The 16540-nt window shown below is 60.3% G+C and carries 14 protein-coding genes; 5 read left to right on the forward strand and 9 right to left on the reverse strand.

Translation table 11 applies throughout. From position 1 onward, the window contains the following. Window position 1: 1 nt before the first annotated feature. Window positions 2-1243, reverse strand: coding sequence for an ABC transporter substrate-binding protein (locus FQ705_RS28435; protein WP_144147097.1), 1242 nt, complete (start codon window positions 1241-1243; stop codon window positions 2-4). A gap of 370 nt (window positions 1244-1613) precedes the next feature. Beyond that, window positions 1614-1991, reverse strand: coding sequence for a response regulator (locus FQ705_RS28440; protein WP_144147100.1), 378 nt, complete (start codon window positions 1989-1991; stop codon window positions 1614-1616). A 624-nt stretch (window positions 1992-2615) separates the two neighbouring features. Between FQ705_RS28440 and FQ705_RS28445 the strand changes: the two genes are divergently transcribed. Then, complete coding sequence (locus FQ705_RS28445; protein WP_260854645.1) at window positions 2616-3263, forward strand: response regulator transcription factor; 648 nt, start codon at window positions 2616-2618, stop codon at window positions 3261-3263. Between the two features lie 135 nt (window positions 3264-3398). On the opposite strand, the gene FQ705_RS28450 is transcribed toward FQ705_RS28445, so the two are convergent. The 3 genes from FQ705_RS28450 to FQ705_RS28460 all read right to left on the reverse strand — a co-directional run bounded on the left by FQ705_RS28450 (window position 3399) and on the right by FQ705_RS28460 (window position 7149). Further along, window positions 3399-4304, reverse strand: coding sequence for a transcriptional initiation protein Tat (locus tag FQ705_RS28450; RefSeq protein ID WP_144147106.1), 906 nt, complete (start codon window positions 4302-4304; stop codon window positions 3399-3401). Next, on the reverse strand, window positions 4294-5883 hold the full coding sequence (locus FQ705_RS28455) for a serine hydrolase (protein ID WP_144147109.1): 1590 nt from the start codon (window positions 5881-5883) through the stop codon (window positions 4294-4296). The genes FQ705_RS28450 and FQ705_RS28455 overlap by 11 nt, the downstream gene beginning before the upstream one ends. 393 nt (window positions 5884-6276) lie before the next feature. After that, window positions 6277-7149, reverse strand: a complete 873-nt coding sequence (locus tag FQ705_RS28460; protein ID WP_144147112.1) for a LysR family transcriptional regulator — start codon at window positions 7147-7149, stop codon at window positions 6277-6279. A 262-nt stretch (window positions 7150-7411) separates the two neighbouring features. Between FQ705_RS28460 and FQ705_RS28465 the strand changes: the two genes are divergently transcribed. After that, window positions 7412-8341 (forward strand): HPP family protein, encoded by a 930-nt coding sequence (locus tag FQ705_RS28465; protein ID WP_260854646.1) that lies wholly within the window; start codon window positions 7412-7414, stop codon window positions 8339-8341. 405 nt (window positions 8342-8746) lie between these two features. Then, on the forward strand, window positions 8747-9088 hold the full coding sequence (locus tag FQ705_RS28470) for a DUF4148 domain-containing protein (protein WP_144147118.1): 342 nt from the start codon (window positions 8747-8749) through the stop codon (window positions 9086-9088). Window positions 9089-9306: 218 nt separating this feature from the next. Here FQ705_RS28470 and FQ705_RS28475 read toward each other — a convergent pair whose 3' ends face one another. From FQ705_RS28475 to FQ705_RS28490, 4 genes are all read right to left on the reverse strand, one after another. Continuing rightward, entirely contained in the window at window positions 9307-9951 is a 645-nt protein-coding gene (locus FQ705_RS28475; protein WP_144147121.1) for a hypothetical protein, read from the reverse strand. Window positions 9952-10061: 110 nt separating this feature from the next. Then, entirely contained in the window at window positions 10062-10877 is an 816-nt protein-coding gene (locus FQ705_RS28480) for a TlpA family protein disulfide reductase (RefSeq protein WP_144147126.1), read from the reverse strand. Beyond that, window positions 10874-12268, reverse strand: a complete 1395-nt coding sequence (locus FQ705_RS28485; RefSeq protein ID WP_144147129.1) for an FAD-dependent oxidoreductase — start codon at window positions 12266-12268, stop codon at window positions 10874-10876. Before FQ705_RS28485 ends, FQ705_RS28480 begins: the two co-directional genes overlap by 4 nt. 261 nt (window positions 12269-12529) lie before the next feature. Then, window positions 12530-13237, reverse strand: a complete 708-nt coding sequence (locus FQ705_RS28490; RefSeq protein WP_144147132.1) for a GntR family transcriptional regulator — start codon at window positions 13235-13237, stop codon at window positions 12530-12532. A gap of 232 nt (window positions 13238-13469) precedes the next feature. Here FQ705_RS28490 and FQ705_RS28495 point away from each other — a divergent pair, with 232 nt between their 5' ends. Together FQ705_RS28495 and FQ705_RS28500 are read left to right on the forward strand one after the other, a co-directional pair. Further along, window positions 13470-14987 (forward strand): MmgE/PrpD family protein, encoded by a 1518-nt coding sequence (locus FQ705_RS28495; RefSeq protein ID WP_144147135.1) that lies wholly within the window; start codon window positions 13470-13472, stop codon window positions 14985-14987. A gap of 46 nt (window positions 14988-15033) precedes the next feature. Next, on the forward strand, window positions 15034-16521 hold the full coding sequence (locus tag FQ705_RS28500) for an MmgE/PrpD family protein (protein ID WP_144147138.1): 1488 nt from the start codon (window positions 15034-15036) through the stop codon (window positions 16519-16521). The last annotated feature ends 19 nt before the right edge of the window (window positions 16522-16540 follow it).

A 16540-nucleotide genomic window follows, 5' to 3' on the forward strand; every position in this document is an offset into this window, starting at 1 on the left:
ACTACGGCTTCTTGACGAGTGGGCAAGTACTTTCGGCGAGCGGCCGGAAAGCCTTGTCCGCGGGTATCACCGCTTTGACACTATAGTAATCCCAGGGATAGTGGGATTGCGCCGGGCTCTTGACCTGCACGAGATACATGTCGTGCACCATCCGGCCGTCTTCGCGAATCCGGCCGTTCGTGGCGAAGAAGTCGTTGATCGGCATTTCTCTCATTTTCTTCATCACGGCGGCCGTGTCGTCCGTGCCCGCCGCCTTGACGGCCTCGAGATAATGCATGGTCGATGAATAATCGCCGGCCTGGATCTGGGTCGGCATGATTTTCATCTTGTCGTAAAAGCGCTTCGACCATTTGCGGGTCGCGTCATTCAGGTCCCAGTAGAAGCCCGTGGCGAACTGGAGGCCTTGCGCGGTTTGCAATCCAAGCGCGTGAATGTCGGAAAGGAACACCAGCATGCCCGCAATCTGCTGCTTGCCGGAGCGGGTGACACCGAATTCATTCGCGCTCTTCACCGCATTGACGAAATCGCCGCCCGCGTTCGCGAGCCCGATTACCTTGGCGCCGGAGGACTGCGCCTGCAGCATGTACGACGAAAAATCAGCCGTTTCGAGCGGCGCGCGCACGGTGCCGAGCACGGTGCCGCCGTTCGCCTTGATGGCCTCGGTCGTGTCCTTGACGAGTGCCTCGCCGAACGCGTAATCGGCCGCGATGAAAAACCAGCTGTTGCCGCCGCGTTTCGCCATGGCCTCGCCCGCGCCGTGAGCCAGTGCGTAAGTGTCGTAGACGTAATGCACGCTAACGGGCGTGCACTTCGTGCCGGTCAATTCCGAGGTAGAGGGTCCGGTGGCAATCGCTATGCGGTTTTTCTGATTAGCGACGTCGACTACCGCAAGGCCCGCGCCCGACGAAGCCAGATCCGTAATCATGTCGACCTGCTGCGTATCGAACCATTCCCGTGCTTTGCTCGCCGCGATATCAGCCTTGTTCTGATGATCCGCGTAGATGACTTCGACCTTGATGCCTGGATTGGCCTTCATGAAGTCGTCCGCCGCCATTCTCACGGCTTCGACGGCGCCCCGTCCGCCCACCGCCGAATAAAGACCCGACAGGTCGGTCAACACGCCGATCTTGACGATCCCGTCCGACAAGCGAAGCGGCTGAGCACTGGCGTAACCGGAGCCGATCAATGCGGCCGCCGCGAGACTGAGTAAGGCGACCGACTTGAGTTGCACCATGAATGGCATCTGTCCCGTCTCCCTTCTAATCGAGAAGTTATGTGGTCCTGCGAGACGGGCATTGTCGCATCGTCAGCAAACTTCGGGAATCCTTGAAAAGACCAGGGGCAGAAGTTCGAGTCTTCTGGCTTAAGGGACGGCGAGTGTGCGTGCCTGTGTACGTGCAGTCAGCGAATGCACGCACCAAACGACGAGTCGTGAAAGTTCATCTTTCAATCCAGTCGTGGAGGTGAGTTGTCATAGCGCATTCGCGCAGTTGATTCAGGAACACCTGACCAGGTGTACTTATTCCCGATGGCGACCCGTCCCGTTATCTGCGCCTCGCGACCGTCACCATCGGATTGGGTCGATACAGCCTTGCCGTCGCGCGACTCGAAAGTCAAGGCAACCCCAACGCACGCGTGAGGCAATCGGCCAGGGCGGCGGCGTCAATAGGTTTTTCCAGAATGGCGACCACGCCCGGCTCCTGAAGCTTGGCGTTGAGCGCCGGCGTAGTGAACGCCGTGATGAAAATGGTGGTCAGCGAGTAGCCGGCCTGCACGAGCCGGTTGTGCATTTCGATGCCGGACATGTTCGGCATCCGCACGTCCGACACCAGACAGTCGGTTTGCGCGATGCCGGCCGACTGCAGAAACATACTGGCCGAGTCGAACAGGCGCACGTGCCATCCAAGCGAGCGGACGAGACCGCCCGTGGCGTTCCTGATGGCCTCGTCGTCTTCCACGACGGCGACAATCTTGATGGGTTCGGTGCGCAATCGGTGCTCGATAGAGAATGCCTGCAGAGGCCGGGACGGCACTCGACGAGGGCTTGACCTCAGCCTATCGACTGCGTCGTCTGACGAAAAGCATACTAAAGTATGGGACGCGATGCGCCTCTTGCCGCCAACAGTCGGGCTGCGCCGATCGGCACGGAGACCAGCTCGCGAACACCCCTAGACCAATGGATAGTGGCGCATGCCGCTTGCCCGGCCACTGCCACACTCAACCCGCCCCATCGCCAGAAGTAATCGCTCTATTGGCGGTCCAACCGTGTGCCGGGTCAGCTCCGCGACGACATGGCTTCCTTACACTTCGTTAGCATGCCGGACCGTCCCCCGCGACCGGCGACAGGTTCCTGCTCCGTACGTCCCGAAAGTATCGCGGGGCTCTGGCGCGGCAGGGTCATGCTGGCCTAAAATGAGCCAGCGCAGCGTGATACCACCGATTCGATGCACCGCGCGCCGTGACAACCGACTGAGTCAGTCAAACCTAATAACAATCAACGAGCGCGCGCCGACCGCAGGTCCGGTCAAGCAAGCCAGTGCGTCGCACCGATGGACGAAGGAGCACCCCAGATGATTCCACCGCGACATCCCGCCGCGAACCAATCGAGCCCAAATATGGAAACATCGATCGTCTATGTCGTCGACGACGACGAATCCGTGCGGCGAGCGATGGTTGGCCTGCTGCGATCAGTGGGGCTCTCGGTCGAGACGTTCGCGACGTCGCAAGAATTTCTCGATCATCAGAAACAGGACGTGCCCAGCTGCCTGATTCTCGACGTCCGCTTACGCGGCGAGAACGGACTGCAGTTTCAGGACGCAATGGCGAGCCGCAACCTGCGCATGCCGGTTGTTTTCGTGACCGGCTACGGCGACATTGCCATGACAGTCAAAGCCATGAAAGCCGGGGCGCAGGACTTCCTCGCGAAACCATTTCGCGATCAGGACATGCTCGACGCGGTGTCGCACGCGCTGGCGAAAGACCGTGAAAGAATGCTCGTCGAGCAATCCGAGTTGTCGTTGCGGACGTCTTATGAATCGCTCACGCCTCGCGAGTGCGAAGTGGTGAGTTTCGTGCTGGCCGGCCTGCTCAATAAGCAGATCGCCTCGGAAATGAATATCAGTGAAGTCACGGTGAAGATGCACCGCGGACAGGCGATGCGGAAGATGGCAGCCCGCTCGGTGGCCGATCTGGTCCGCAAGGTGCAAACGTTGGGTATCGAACCTGGCATCAAAAGCGACACGCTTCGCCGTAGCCCGGTTTGATTCAGGCTTGCTTATCCCGCACACGGACTGGAGCCTGGTGAGACCGACCTGGCGTGTGCGAGCGACAACGAACGACGACACATGCGATGGAGCGCGCCGCGCTCCATCGTTTCCCTCTGGCGCCTGCCGCAACGTTCAACCGCCTTTCGAATAGGTGAACCCCCTGCTCTGGAGGTCGACCATGAACGACACCACGCTCGGGACCAGCACGACATCGGGAATCAGATTGTTAGACAGATCAGCCGCAATTTTATCGGCCGATGCCGCAGGCTGCCCCGCCGAACTCTGAAGCATGCGCGAGATGGCGTGAATGGAATCGTGACAGGCGATAAAGACCGCCCCACGGCGCTGCAGCGAAGTCACGTTGTTATTCGCCGGCCCATAGAACCCGGCTACGTCTTCAACGCTGTCCGATCGCGAAGCCCCTGGTTTTTCCACGATCAGCGTGTTCGTTGCGAATTTCGGCCCCGCAAGCGTGGAGAGTTTGTACTTGTCCCACATCGGTTGCGCGAACAACGCCAGGTGCGCAAGACCGTGGGTCGCCGAAACCGCCAGAAAATCCGCATTGCCGTTGGCGAACACCTGCCCGTTCATCGCCTCGCGCATCAGTCCCGGCCACGGGCCGGCGAGATCCGTGTTTTCCCAGACCTGACGGGCTTTGTTCCGATAGCGTAAAAGCTCCTCGGCGGCGTCGAAATCCCAGTATTGACGATCCGTCAGCATGAATGGCACAGACTCGAAATTGCGACGACGCGGCGCTGCGGCGAGGCGCTTGCCGAGTTGCGTCAGCGCCGTCGCACCATCCAGCCCGGACAACATCTCGATGTCATGTGCGTCCTTCGCTTCTGCTCGCCGTTGCGGCAGCAGCGCGGTGACGGAGAGCGCGGCAAAGCCCATTGTTCTGAGAACGTCCCGGCGTTTCGAACCTTGCAGAGTGGTCGACATGTCAAACCTCATGATTGGTATTGGTGTATTTGTCAGACGGTGAGTGTCTGGCGGCGCTGTGCGCACGCCAGACCGATCACCCGGTTCAATAGGCACTGCTCGATTTGCGCACGAGCTCAGCAACGCCGGCTTTCATGGCTGCGATAGTCCTGGCGTCGTGGATGCCATAGCGCTCCGCAAGCCGGTCGAAATTGGTGTAGCTCACCCACGTTCTGCCGCGCTCGTCTTCCCAGACCGCGACGCGCAACGGCAATTCGCTGGCGATACCCGGTTGTTCCTGCATCAGTCGCGTGCCGGCTGTCGGATTGCCGAACACGAGTACTTCAGTCGGCCGCATCGTGAGTCCCGCCTGCTGCGCGTTCATCTGGTGATCGAAGTGCGCGAAGATCTGGCCGTTCGCCGCTTTGATGTTCTTTTCGAGGCGTGCCGCCGTTTCCTTCACGCCGAATACACTCTCATACGTGGACGTTTGCGCGGGATCGTTACCCGAGCCCAGACGGGCGTCATAGGCTGCGGCAATGCGCCGTGCGAGATCGGTCAGATCGACACCTTCGGTGTTCGCCAGCAGCGTCACGCAGACCAATTCATCGGGATCGGTAAAGCGGCTCAGGTAAGCGCTATAGCCCGGCGCGTTGCCCTTGATATCCATGAAGCCCTTATGCTTCGTGAACTGCCAGCCGGCCATAGCCGGAACCACCGTGCCGTTGTCGAGCCGGGTCGGCTTGTAGACGAGATCGCGGTGCGCTGCATCCTTGATCACCTCGTTGCCGGCCAGCGCGATATCCCAGGTGCTGACATCTTCCGCCGAAGCCCACAACGAACCGAACGCCAACGAGCTCGACGAGGTTGCGGGCGGCGCATCGACCAGCTTTCCATTGACCAGCCGGTAGCCGGCAGATGGCTCCACGGGGTTGATATAGTGGCCGTCGGTGGTGAACATGTGGTGGCGCATGCCGGTCTTCTCGACCGGGTCGATAGCGGCGTGCGCGGGAAAGTCTTCAATGAACATGGTGTGCGTCAGATTCAACGGCTTGATCTGGTCGTTCCAGATGAAGTCGTGATAGCTCATGCCGCTAGCCGTTTCGATTGCCATACCCAGCAGCAGAAAATTCGTCGCGCTCTGGGCCACCGCGGTCCCCGGCTTGAATGCCAGCTTGTTGTCCTTCACCAGATCAATGAGCTCCTGCGGCTGATACTCGTGGGTCGCGTCATAGCCCGCCGCTTGTCGATAGTCAGCGAGACCGGTAGCGTGTTGTAGCAATTGCATCACCGTCAGCTTCGACCAGGCGGACGGCAGGCCCTGAACATAGTGGGCGATCGGTGCGTGAAGATCCATCTTTCCGGCTTCGACCAGCTGCATCACCGCGACTGCCGTATAGCCTTGCGTGATCGGGCCGATGTTCCAGAGCGTTCCCTGAGACGCGAGCAGTTTTTTGGTAGTGTCGCTTTCGCCATAGCCTGCGACGCGGGGAATATAGGGCGCTTCGACGATGGCCATGCTCAAGCCGGAAATGTGTTTTTCCTGCATGAAATCGGCAATCATCGTGTCGATGCTTTGTCCGTAATATTCGAGACGCGCGTCGCCTCGTGCTGCGTAGGTCGCCGGCGATACGACCGACAATGCCATACCGAGGGACAAGACCGCGGCGGCCAGGCTGATGCTGGAAGTTTTCATTTGATCTGCTCCGCAAATAGAACGTTGTTTATTCGTGGGATGCGCTTTTTCAACGTTGTCGCTGATTCGCTGGGTCCCAACCGGAAGCCGGATTCATCTGTATCCGGATGTGACTAGCGTAGATTTGGCGGAGGCTGACGACCATCGTACCTTCGGGGTTCGAAGGGTAGTCTTATCAGTACTTCAGGGTAGCCTTTGGTATTGGATAAGGCCGTTTTCCGGCCTGCGCGCGGCGGTTAGTCGGGGCTTCGCCGCAGCAGGGAGCTAGCTGGCGAGAGCACCGAAGTCCAGACGGGGGCGTAGATACAGAGCGAATAGAATCGCTGGACGTGAGAGTTCGATCCGCTCCGACGGATGACGCAATCGCTCGAGTACTTTTGCGGAGCGTACTTTCTAATCGCTCGCCGTAAAGGCAGGATTTTCCGCGATGATTTTTAGTAGAAAGTCCATGACCGCCCGCACTTGGGGCAATCGGCGCAGATCCCGATGCACGGCCATCCAGATATCTCGTGTAAATCGTTCGCCGTCGTAGGCGACTCGCTGCAGATTCGGGTCGGCGTCGGCCAGGAAACACGGTAGGCCGGCCACGCCGGCGCCAGCTTGAGTCGCGGCGACATGACCCGTGATGTCGCCGATTTCGCATGCAATCGGTCGCCCTCTTGCAATGTTCATCAACCAGGTTTGCTGTGGCCTGTCCGCGAATCCGGCATCGTAGACGATGAACTCCCAGGCAGCCGGATTATGCAGATGCGGGTAGTCCTTGCTTGCGTAAAGGTCAAACGACATGCGCCCCAGCTTACGTACCACCGTGGTCGCTTCGGTTGGCTGAACCAGCCTTAGGGCGATGTCCGCTTCGCGCCGACTCAGAGAAACTTGCCGGGGCTCGCCCGAAAGAGACAATTGCACACCGGGATGCGCAATCCGGAAATCCGCCAGATGCTTCACCAGATAACTGGCCACCAGCACAGGCGGTGCGCTCAGTGTGACCTTGCCCTGCAGCGGGGAAAGGCTGACATCGAGGAAGCGTTCGATTGAATAGGCGTTGTCTTCCATTGCCTGCGCCAGTTCGAACACCCGCTGGCCCGCGCGAGTGAGCTTGCAGGATCGGGGGAGACGCTCGACCAGGCGCGTCTTCATCTCGTCCTCCAATGCGCTCAAGCGTCGGCTCACCGTCGCGTGATCGACCTTCAGGCTTCGTGCGGCCCCCGAAAACGTACCGATGCGGGCGAGCGCGAGGAAATGACGCAAATCTTCCCAGTCGAACATCGGTGCATTTTCTCAAGGATGGTGCGCAGTTATGGGGAATATTCGCACAAAGCTAAAACCCATACCATGGGGAATACCTCAGCCGAAAAGGTTAATTCCCGATGAAAACATCCCTGATCCAGCATCGATGCGCCGAGGCCCCCGATAGGCGGCCAGTCGGCCTTGTACGTCGACTGGCGCGGCATTTCCCGCCTGGCTTGCCGATTCGGCTTCGCACGACATACAGGTCGGCAGCATGAGAATGACCGAATCTCAGCGTGTCATGTCAGCCGTGCTTATTTCGCTCTGCTTCATGGGCGGGATGGCCGGAGCCGCATCGGCGGCCGGCGTGGCTCTGCTCCTTTTCCCCGAGTTAGCCGCGCTGTCCTACGACGTGTTCATGCGACCGCGCGGCACCTGGGCCCGTGCGCCCTGGATGCTCGCGTTCTCTCCGGCGGCAACCGCTGTGCTGGGTGTGCTCGTCACGCGCTATCTGCCGTATTCCGCTGCATCCGTTGCGATCTGCATCATGGGGGCGATAGTCATCCTCAAGTTGATGCGCTCGCCGATCGCGCCGGCCATCTCGGCCTGCGTTCTCGCGCTTTCGCTTGGCGAAAAAAGCTGGCTGTACCCGCTGGCGATTCTGCTAGGCACGGGTGCGCTTGCCGTCCTGTCCTCGGCATACCGGAGATTTTTCGACAAAGGCGCACACGCTGCGCCGAGCAGCGCCGATCGGGTCAACGACGAAATCGAATCGCTGCCGGGGCAGTTCCGCTGGGTGCCTTATTACGTCGCGTTTCTCAGCGCCGCTTACCTGCTCTCAATGGCGACCGGAATGAGAATGGTATTTTTCCCGCCACTTGTCGTGATCGCCTTCGAAATGTTCGCACATGCCGACGTCTGTCCCTGGGCCCAGCGGCCGGTACTGTTGCCCGCGGTATGCACGCTCGCGGCGGCAGCGGGCGTCGCCGCGCTAACGGTATTTGGTCCGGGCGTCATCTCCACTTTGCTGGCCATGCTGTTCGGCGTCGTCATGCTGCGCGCGACTCGCCTGTATGCAATCCCCGCACTTGCCATAGGACTCCTGCCACAAGTCATGACTCGCGCTGACTGGCATTTCCCGCTAGCGGTTGCTATAGGCAGCACGCTCCTGACGGCGAGTTTCCTGCTCTTCAAGAAAGCGTCGGGAGTTGGACGCCAGGTCGCGCTTTGAGGATTTGCCGCAGCAAGGTGGCGTGCTCATGCTGACGGGACCTGAATGCGCAACGTGATCGATGAACCAGAAGCCGGCGCACGGCCGGTCGGCGATGCACGTCTCGCCATGTGCGCCGGCAAGGGCCTACCTCCACCTTGGTATGGGTGACCCCGTCGAAGGATCATGCGGCGCCACACGTTTGCAGAATGGCGTAGACACGTCGCCGCCTCTACGCTTCTTACAGCACGGTCGAATACGAACGCGGACAAAACCGGATCGCAGAAGCGATATCCGTGCACCGTGTTCGTTATCGACCGGCTCGACGTTCGTGCATCGCCTGGCCGACAAACTTCCGGACGGCAGGCGCTGTACTCGCCGCTCTTTGCTGCACTCACTCGCCACCATGCGTTCAAAGGAGTTGCCATGAAGTCCTTCGCTTCCCTCGTCGTCGCGACGAGCTTTCTCATCGTCCCGTTGTGCGGATTCGCCCAGCAAACCAGCGCTCCGCTCACCCGCGCCGAAGTTCGCGCAGACCTGGTTCGGATCGAACAGGCCGGGTACTTGCCGGCAAGCGGCGAAAACCAGGCGTATCCCAACGATATCGAGGCTGCTGAAGCCAAGGTGAGCGCCGAAGGCACGGCGCTCGCGACAGGCAGCGTAGGCGGTTCGACCAACCGCAGCGAATCCGGGCGGCGTCCAAACCATGCGATGAACGACAACTGCGTGGGCCCGACCAGCTACTGCATGCCGTATTTCGGAAGCTGAGAAACGGTAAGCAAATCTACCGGTTCGCCTGAACGGCCCAATGGCCGGCCGGAACACGGCGAACCGCCTCTCCTTTTTTTTTCGACGACCTACGTATGATCAACTATAAGATCGGCGCTTCCCCTCCCGCAAACACGAACGTCTCAAAGACTTGTTCATTCGGCTCAATTGATTCCACGGTTCGCACACCTTGAATACTGGCCGCGCTGCTGGTCGCATCAAGGCACGCGCGCAATCAATTGATGATGCGCCGTCTCACCGATCGCACCACGCTCGCTGCCGTGCGTCTCATTGTCAGAGTGGTACACGACGAGCACTGCGTTGGCATGGGTCATCTGAGCGGGCGCAACCATGCTGACGCTCGCAGAGCCAGTCGAATCCGCGACGAAGGAGTTGCCGTTTCCGGTGCCGTCAACCGGCGTGAACCCAATGGGTTGCTGGTCGAAGTGATTTTCGAAGAGGCTGAATTCGCCACCGGGCTTCAGACCGTGCAAATGCACCGTTACGTCTTCCCGGCCATCCGCACGCGCCGTCAAGGTCACGGTGCCACCGGCGGTGAACCACTGCACAGCCGTCATCCCCAAGGGGGCACCTCTGGCCGTATAGAGATCAGTTGCGGCGGGGTCATCGATGCGTGCGTTGCGGACACCCGCGACATGTTCGATACCCTGCCAATGGCGCTCCGCCTGCGCGCTTTTGTCGTGCACGAAGACCTGTGGGTCGAGAATCGTTTGTGACGCCACTTCCCGGGAAAAATACGCGGCATGTGTTTCGAAGGGCAGTGTGACCGCCGGGATGGCTTGCGCGTGCGCGAAGCCTGATAACAAGGAAACGGCACCGATGAGTATGTAGGTCAGTCGCATGTTCAATGAGTAATCCGGGAAAATTTTGTTATGCAGACGTAGCCGCATTGCCTAAAAGGCGAAGGGTGGCCTGAGACCAGCTATGAAGAAAAAACCCGTCGGAAACTGAATCAATGCTGCGCGACGGCCGCCGATTCGGCGTAGAGCCTCTGAAGCGCCTGCTCGAAGGTTGCTCGCGAGAACGGCCCCAGATGCACCGCCAGCAGCTTGCCGCTTCGGTCATAAAACAGCGTGGTCGGGAACGCTCGCGCCCCGACCGCACGCGCAACCGACAGGGTTGGATCACGCGCGAGGTGGTGCAGCACAAGCCCGTGCTCCGTTACGAAGTCGTTCACCGTGGCTTCCGATTCGCCCTGGTTGATAAAGGCAATGTCCACCTGCGCGAAGTCTCTTTGCGCTTCGGCTAGAACCGGCATTTCGGCTCGACAGGGTCCACACCAGCTCGCCCACAGATTCATGACTAGCGGTTTGCCGTCTCTATATGCAAGGGGCTGCGGGTTGCCATTCATATCGAGCACCTTTACCGCGGGCAGAAAGGCTGCGTCCTTTCCGGTGTCGGCGAAAGCTGTCGCCACGCCCCAACTCGTGCAACCGGCGAAGACCGCGATCACCGCAGCGCGGCGCACGTGTCGCCGCTTCGCGAGCATCCCTAGTAGAACCAACCCACCGGCTACGACGCCAGGTACCAGGTCGAAGCCTAGATCGCGGAAATCGAGCATTGTCAGCAGATCGCCCCGATAGGCCGGCAGATATTGCCCGACGAACGCGAGTCGGGACACCACCAGCCCGGCCACCACGCTATACAGAATGGTCGTTTCCGCCGCGGCCGCGCCATTGCTGGCTTTGCGCGCCACGAAAAGAGCAATGCCGATGCTCAGCAAAAGGATGAGCGGCGCGACAGGGAACGAGTAAGGGCCGATGCTCATTGATTGGTGGCGCGTGCCGGAACCTTGCCCAGGAGGATATTCAGGCCTTCTGAAATCAACGGATGGGCGATGATCGCGTCGCGTACAGCCGTATAAGGGAGCTTGCCGATCATGGCCATCTGCACGGCCGTCACGACGTCGCCGGCATTCGTGCCCAGCATCGTGAACCCAAGGATCTGGTCCGAATGCTGATCGACCAGCACCTTCATGAAGCCTTTCGTCGCCCCATTCGTGCGGGCGCGCGGCACCGCTGCCATCGGAATCTTTGCTACCCGCACTTCGATACCGCGTGCCCTGGCTTCGGTTTCATTCAGTCCGATTCGGCCGAGTTCTGGTTCGATGAACAGCGCGTAAGGAATGATGCGGTCCTTCGTCGTCATGTTGCCGCCAGCAAGTTGGGACTTCAGGACGCGATAGTCGTCAAAGGACGCGTGGGTAAACATCGGCGTGCCCGCCACTTCGCCGATTGCCCAGGTGTTGGCGGCTGTCGTCGCGAGCCGCTCGTCGACCTTGATGAAGCCTCGTTCGTCGGTTTCGACGCCGGCAGCGTCGAGCGCCAGGCTCTTCGTCACAGGCGTGCGTCCTGCGGCGACGAGCACGTGCGTGCCGGACACCACCGCGCCACTTTCCAGTTCGATCGTGACGGCATGACCCGACTTGCCCGTCACCTTCACCGGCTTGGCGCCGACCAGAATCTCGACGCCCTCGTCGGCGAGCGCAGCTTGAATTTCCGACGTGACGTCTTCATCCTCGCGCATCGCGACACGGGGACCTTCCTGAATGAGCGTGACGCTGCTGCCCAAACGCCGGAAAGCCTGGGCCATTTCGAGCCCGATATAACCGCCGCCGATCACGACGAGACGGTCCGGAAGCGACTCCAGTTGCAGCGCTTCGACGTGCGTGAGCGGTTGCGCGTCTTTCAGACCCGGCACGTCGGGAATCGCGGCCGTCGTTCCCGTGTTGATGAAAACGTGCTGGCCCTCGATGATCCGGGCGGCACCTTCGTTCATCTCCACCTGGATTCTGCGTGGGCCGACAAACCGGCCGGTTCCCAATACCAACTCGAGGCCTGAACCGAGAAACGCTTTCATATTGATGTCCACCATGCCGGCGACCACCGAGCGCACGTTGTCGATCACCTTTTTCATATCGGTTTTCGGGCGCTCGGTCACTTCGCTGTCGCGCAGATGGGCGTCGTGCAAATGGGCGATCCGCGCATTCTGGATCAACGCCTTCGTCGGGATACAGGCGATATTGATACACGATCCGCCGATCATTCCACGCTCGATCAGCGCGACGCGCTTTCCGGCTTGAGCCAATTCCATTGCGAGCGTTTTGCCGCCCTTTCCGCCGCCGAGGAAAACATATTCGTAGTGTTCGACATTCGACATTGCCAACTCCAGTTTGGGTTATCGCTCGGTGCGTTTCGAAGGGAACCGCATCGGCTCACATCTCAGTGAGTGGATTCTATGAGCCCAACCGGCGGTTGCCGACGCTCGCGACGCTCGAAAACTAGCTCGATCGTCTCAACTTCCAAGGTGAATTCGGATTCTGGTGGTCACCGCTGCGCGGCCTGGCGACAGGAGTTAATGGCGCCGCTCGTTTGAAGTCGCCAGGCCAGATGCATGGCGCAAGCCGACGGCTGCGCCACGTCACCGTCGGCGCGTCGTCAAAGGCGCGTGATCCCATGCCTGCTCGATAGCCTGTAGCGCGCCAAGCACGATAGACCTGTTCAGGGCAGCGGCAAGTACGCCGTCACGCTCGGCGTAGGCTTCACACAATCGCTGATGATCGGCGCATGAGCGCTGCAAACGTCCAGGCAAAGACGTGCTCAGACGACGCAAGCGGTTCGTTCGCATCCGCATCGAATCCAGCACCTCCTTGAAGATGCCATTGCCGCACACACGCAACTCCTCGTCGCGGAAGGCAACATTCCCCCAGAAATAACCGTCGACGTCACCTTGCTCGGCCGCTTGCGCGAGACGACGATGCGCATCCGATAGTGAGGCGAGGTCCGCATCGCTCGCGTGCTCCACAATCGCTGCGGACACCTCGGCGTAAAGAATTGCGCGCAACTGGTAAATCTCGCGCACGTCCTGCAATCTCACTGCCGACACGCGCGGACGCCTGCGCGGCGACCAATCGACCAGCCCTTCGCGACTCAACACGAACAAGGCTTCACGCACCGGCGTGCGGCTCACGTTAAAGCGCTTGGCAAGATCGACGGAGGTCAGGTCATCGCCCGGCAGCAAACGTCCCTCGATAATGCCGCGCGCCACCCACTCGACGATATCGCCGACCGCCGACGGCTCGCCGTGGCCCTCACCTTCGAACTTGCTTCTGTCAACACTTCCGCTCATCGCGATTCCTTTTGGCGGCAAACTCCGCCAGGCCGACGCACGCTCGTTCTACGCGAACGACACAGCGTCGGTTTGACGACGCAGCCCCGCTACGCTATCAAACACTGTACGGCAAAGTGTGTACATCTGGCATTTCACTGTTACCAATTCGCCAGATTTCCTGGTTAAACTACGGAAGATGTCGACACTCCAAGCCATTCGCCGACATCGCACACAAAGTCAGGGACACGCTATGGAGAAAGTTGGAGACATCAATCGGAGAGATCGTCTGGTGTTGCGCCGGCGGTTGCTGCGATCGGCCGGTGCGCTTGCCGCGTTATCGATCGGCCCGTTGCGCTTCGCCGGCGCGCATGACGCGGCCTCGAACGTCACCGCCAGCGAGAGTGGGACGGCAACCAACACGGACATCACAGGACGGCTGGCGCGCTACATGGTATCGGCCCGCAGCGCGCCATTGCCCGACACCGTGATGATTGCCTGCAAGCGCCGCATACTCGACACGTTCGGCGCGATGGTGTCGGGCTCGCGGATGCGCCCGGGCATCATGGCAACGCAATATGTGCGCGGACTCGGTGGCACGCCGCAGGCGTCCGTGATCGGTTCGAACGTACGCACCACCACGGTCAACGCCGCACTCGCAAACGCGATGTGCGCGCACTCGGACGAAACCGACGACTTCGAGCCGGTAACGAAGGCGCATCCGGGCAGTTCAGTCGTGCCGTCCGCGCTGGCAGTCGGCGAACATGAAGGACAAAGCGGCGAATCGGTACTGCGCGCGGTAGCGCTCGGTTACGACCTTGCCTGTCGTCTGCTTATGGCGCTTGGACCGGACCTCGTACGCGGCTCGAGTCGCAGTGCCGAAGGCACTGCATCGACGTTCGGCTCGCTCGGCGCGGCGGCATCGCTGGCGCAATTCAACGAGCTGCAGATGCGGTACGCCATCTCCTACTCGGCACAGCAGGTGTCGGGTTTGTGGAGCTGGGTCAAGGACAAGGACCACATCGAAAAGGCCTTCGACTTCGCCGGCATGGGCGCGCGCAACGGCGTCGAAGCCGTGGGCATGGTGCAGTCGGGCATGACCGGCGTGTTCGATGTACTCGACGGCACACATAACCTGTTCATCGCGCTATCGACTAATCCGCAACCCGAAGCGATGCTCGACGGCCTGGGTCGCCGCTTTTACGTGACCGAGACGGCCATAAAGACCTACTCTGTGGGCTATCCAATCCAGTCGCCGCTCGATGCTTTGCTGACCCTGCGCAAACAATACGGCCTGACACCGGACAATGTGCGAAGCATCGTCGTCAAAATTCCTCCCGATGCGGAAGGTATCGTCGGCGACAGCGCGATGCCCGACGTCAACTGTCAGCATCTGGTCGCGCTGGCGTTGGTCAAGGGTGCCGTCTCGTTCCACGACAGTCATGACGTCGCGCTGATGCAGGACCCCGCCATCCTTGCCCAGCGAGCCAAAGTCACCGTGCAACCAGACCCGTCCTTGCTGGACCCAAACGCGCCGCGCGGCGCGAAAGTTCAGGTCACGATGACGGATGGCCGTACGGTGGAGCACTACACGCGTTTCGCGCCAGGCACCAAAGAAAATCCGCTGTCCACCGAGGACGTCAACGCAAAGGCCCAAGATCTGATGGCACCGGTTCTCGGCACGGCGAAAACGGCACGCTTGATCGAGGCGATCAACCGCCTTGAAACACTGAAAGATATTCGCGAACTCAGACCGTTGATGACAACGTGATTGCCGCGTATCCAGCAGTCAACCTCGAACTGAAGGAGACAAGCCCATGCCCGCTATCGATCGGCGTAACTTTCTAAAGACCGGCGCCGTAGGCGCTTTGGCGTCCGCCGCCGTCAGCACGACGGTGCTCGCCCAATCCACGGACGCCGCAAAAGGCGTCTCCGCGCCGGACTCCAGAAGCGGCACGAATTCCCGTCCGCCGAGGGTCACGCGCATCCTTGCCGAGTTCATCGTCAAGACGGGCTACCAGGACCTGCCCGCCGAAGCCCGCACGGAAGGCGTGCGGACCTTGATGAACTGGGTGGGTGTTGCCGTGGGCGGTTCCCACGACGAGACGGTGAATCGCGCAGTCACCGCGCTGACGCCTTTCTCCGGCCCCCCTCAAGCGAATCTGCTGGGGCGCACCGAGCGTTTCGACATCATGAACGCGGCCTTTCTCAACGGTGTCAGCAGTCATATTTTCGACTACGACGATACGCATCTGAAGACAATCATCCATCCGGCCGGACCGGTCGTATCCGCAATTCTGGCGTACTCGCAATACCGTCACGTGTCGGGCAAGGACTTTCTGAATGCGCTGGTGCTGGGTGTCGAGACGGAGTTGCGGATCGGCAATGCGGTGTATCCGAATCACTATGACGTAGGCTGGCACATCACGGGCACATGCGGCGTCTTCGGTTCAGCGGCGGCCACCGGCAAGCTGATGGGGCTGAGCGTTCAGCAGATGGTATGGGCCCTCGGCCTCGCCGCGTCTCAGCCGGTCGGCTTGCGTGAATCGTTCGGCTCGATGAACAAGAGCTTCAATCCGGGCCGCGCAGCGGCGAACGGCATTTTCGCTGCCCTGCTGGCCGCGCAGGACTACACCAGCTCCGATGGCATGATCGAAGCGAAACGCGGTTGGGCGAACACGATCAGCACCAAGCAGGACTATCGCGAGATCACGGAGGGACTCGGCACGCACTACGAATCGACGCTCAACACCTATAAGCCGTTTGCATGCGGCATCGTGATCCATCCCGCCATCGATGCGGCGATCCAGCTACGCAATCAATATCATCTGACGCCCGATCAGATCGAACGCATCGACCTGCGAGTGCATCCGCTTGTCATTGAGTTGACGGGTAAAAAGACGCCACAAATCGGTCTCGAAGGCAAGTTCAGCATCTATCATGCGGTGGCCATCGCGATGATCGACGGCGCGGCGGGCGAGAAGCAGTTCAGCGACGCAAAAGTTCGCGACCCGGCAACGATCGCTTTGCGCGACAAGGTCAATACCGTCATCGATCCAGCGATCAAACCGGAACAGGTCGACATGACGATCACGCTGAAAGACGGTCGCAAGCTGCACAAATTCATCGACCACGCGATTGGCAGCACCCAGGTGCCAATGACGAACCAGCAGCTGGAAAAGAAGTTCTCAGATTTGACCGACGGTATCCTGTCGCCGTCGCAAACGCGCAAGCTGATGGACACGTGCTGGCATGTCGAGCAACTGGACAGCGCCGCCGATATTGCACTGGCCGCGTTACCGTAACAGACAACAAACCGGGCAG

This window comes from Paraburkholderia sp. BCC1884, assembly GCF_900996225.1.
In the GTDB taxonomy this organism is placed as follows: Bacteria; Pseudomonadota; Gammaproteobacteria; order Burkholderiales; family Burkholderiaceae; genus Paraburkholderia.

Coding starts and splice junctions, on each gene's coding strand:
- FQ705_RS28465 (WP_260854646.1), top strand. CDS start 7,412: ATGTCAGCCGTGCTTATTTCGCTCTGCTTCATGGGCGGGATGGCCGGA.
- FQ705_RS28470 (WP_144147118.1), top strand. CDS start 8,747: ATGAAGTCCTTCGCTTCCCTCGTCGTCGCGACGAGCTTTCTCATCGTC.
- FQ705_RS28445 (WP_260854645.1), top strand. CDS start 2,616: ATGGAAACATCGATCGTCTATGTCGTCGACGACGACGAATCCGTGCGG.
- FQ705_RS28495 (WP_144147135.1), top strand. CDS start 13,470: ATGGAGAAAGTTGGAGACATCAATCGGAGAGATCGTCTGGTGTTGCGC.
- FQ705_RS28490 (WP_144147132.1), bottom strand. CDS start 13,237: ATGAGCGGAAGTGTTGACAGAAGCAAGTTCGAAGGTGAGGGCCACGGC.
- FQ705_RS28460 (WP_144147112.1), bottom strand. CDS start 7,149: ATGTTCGACTGGGAAGATTTGCGTCATTTCCTCGCGCTCGCCCGCATC.
- FQ705_RS28455 (WP_144147109.1), bottom strand. CDS start 5,883: ATGAAAACTTCCAGCATCAGCCTGGCCGCCGCGGTCTTGTCCCTCGGT.
- FQ705_RS28475 (WP_144147121.1), bottom strand. CDS start 9,951: ATGCGACTGACCTACATACTCATCGGTGCCGTTTCCTTGTTATCAGGC.
- FQ705_RS28480 (WP_144147126.1), bottom strand. CDS start 10,877: ATGAGCATCGGCCCTTACTCGTTCCCTGTCGCGCCGCTCATCCTTTTG.
- FQ705_RS28435 (WP_144147097.1), bottom strand. CDS start 1,243: ATGCCATTCATGGTGCAACTCAAGTCGGTCGCCTTACTCAGTCTCGCG.
- FQ705_RS28485 (WP_144147129.1), bottom strand. CDS start 12,268: ATGTCGAATGTCGAACACTACGAATATGTTTTCCTCGGCGGCGGAAAG.
- FQ705_RS28500 (WP_144147138.1), top strand. CDS start 15,034: ATGCCCGCTATCGATCGGCGTAACTTTCTAAAGACCGGCGCCGTAGGC.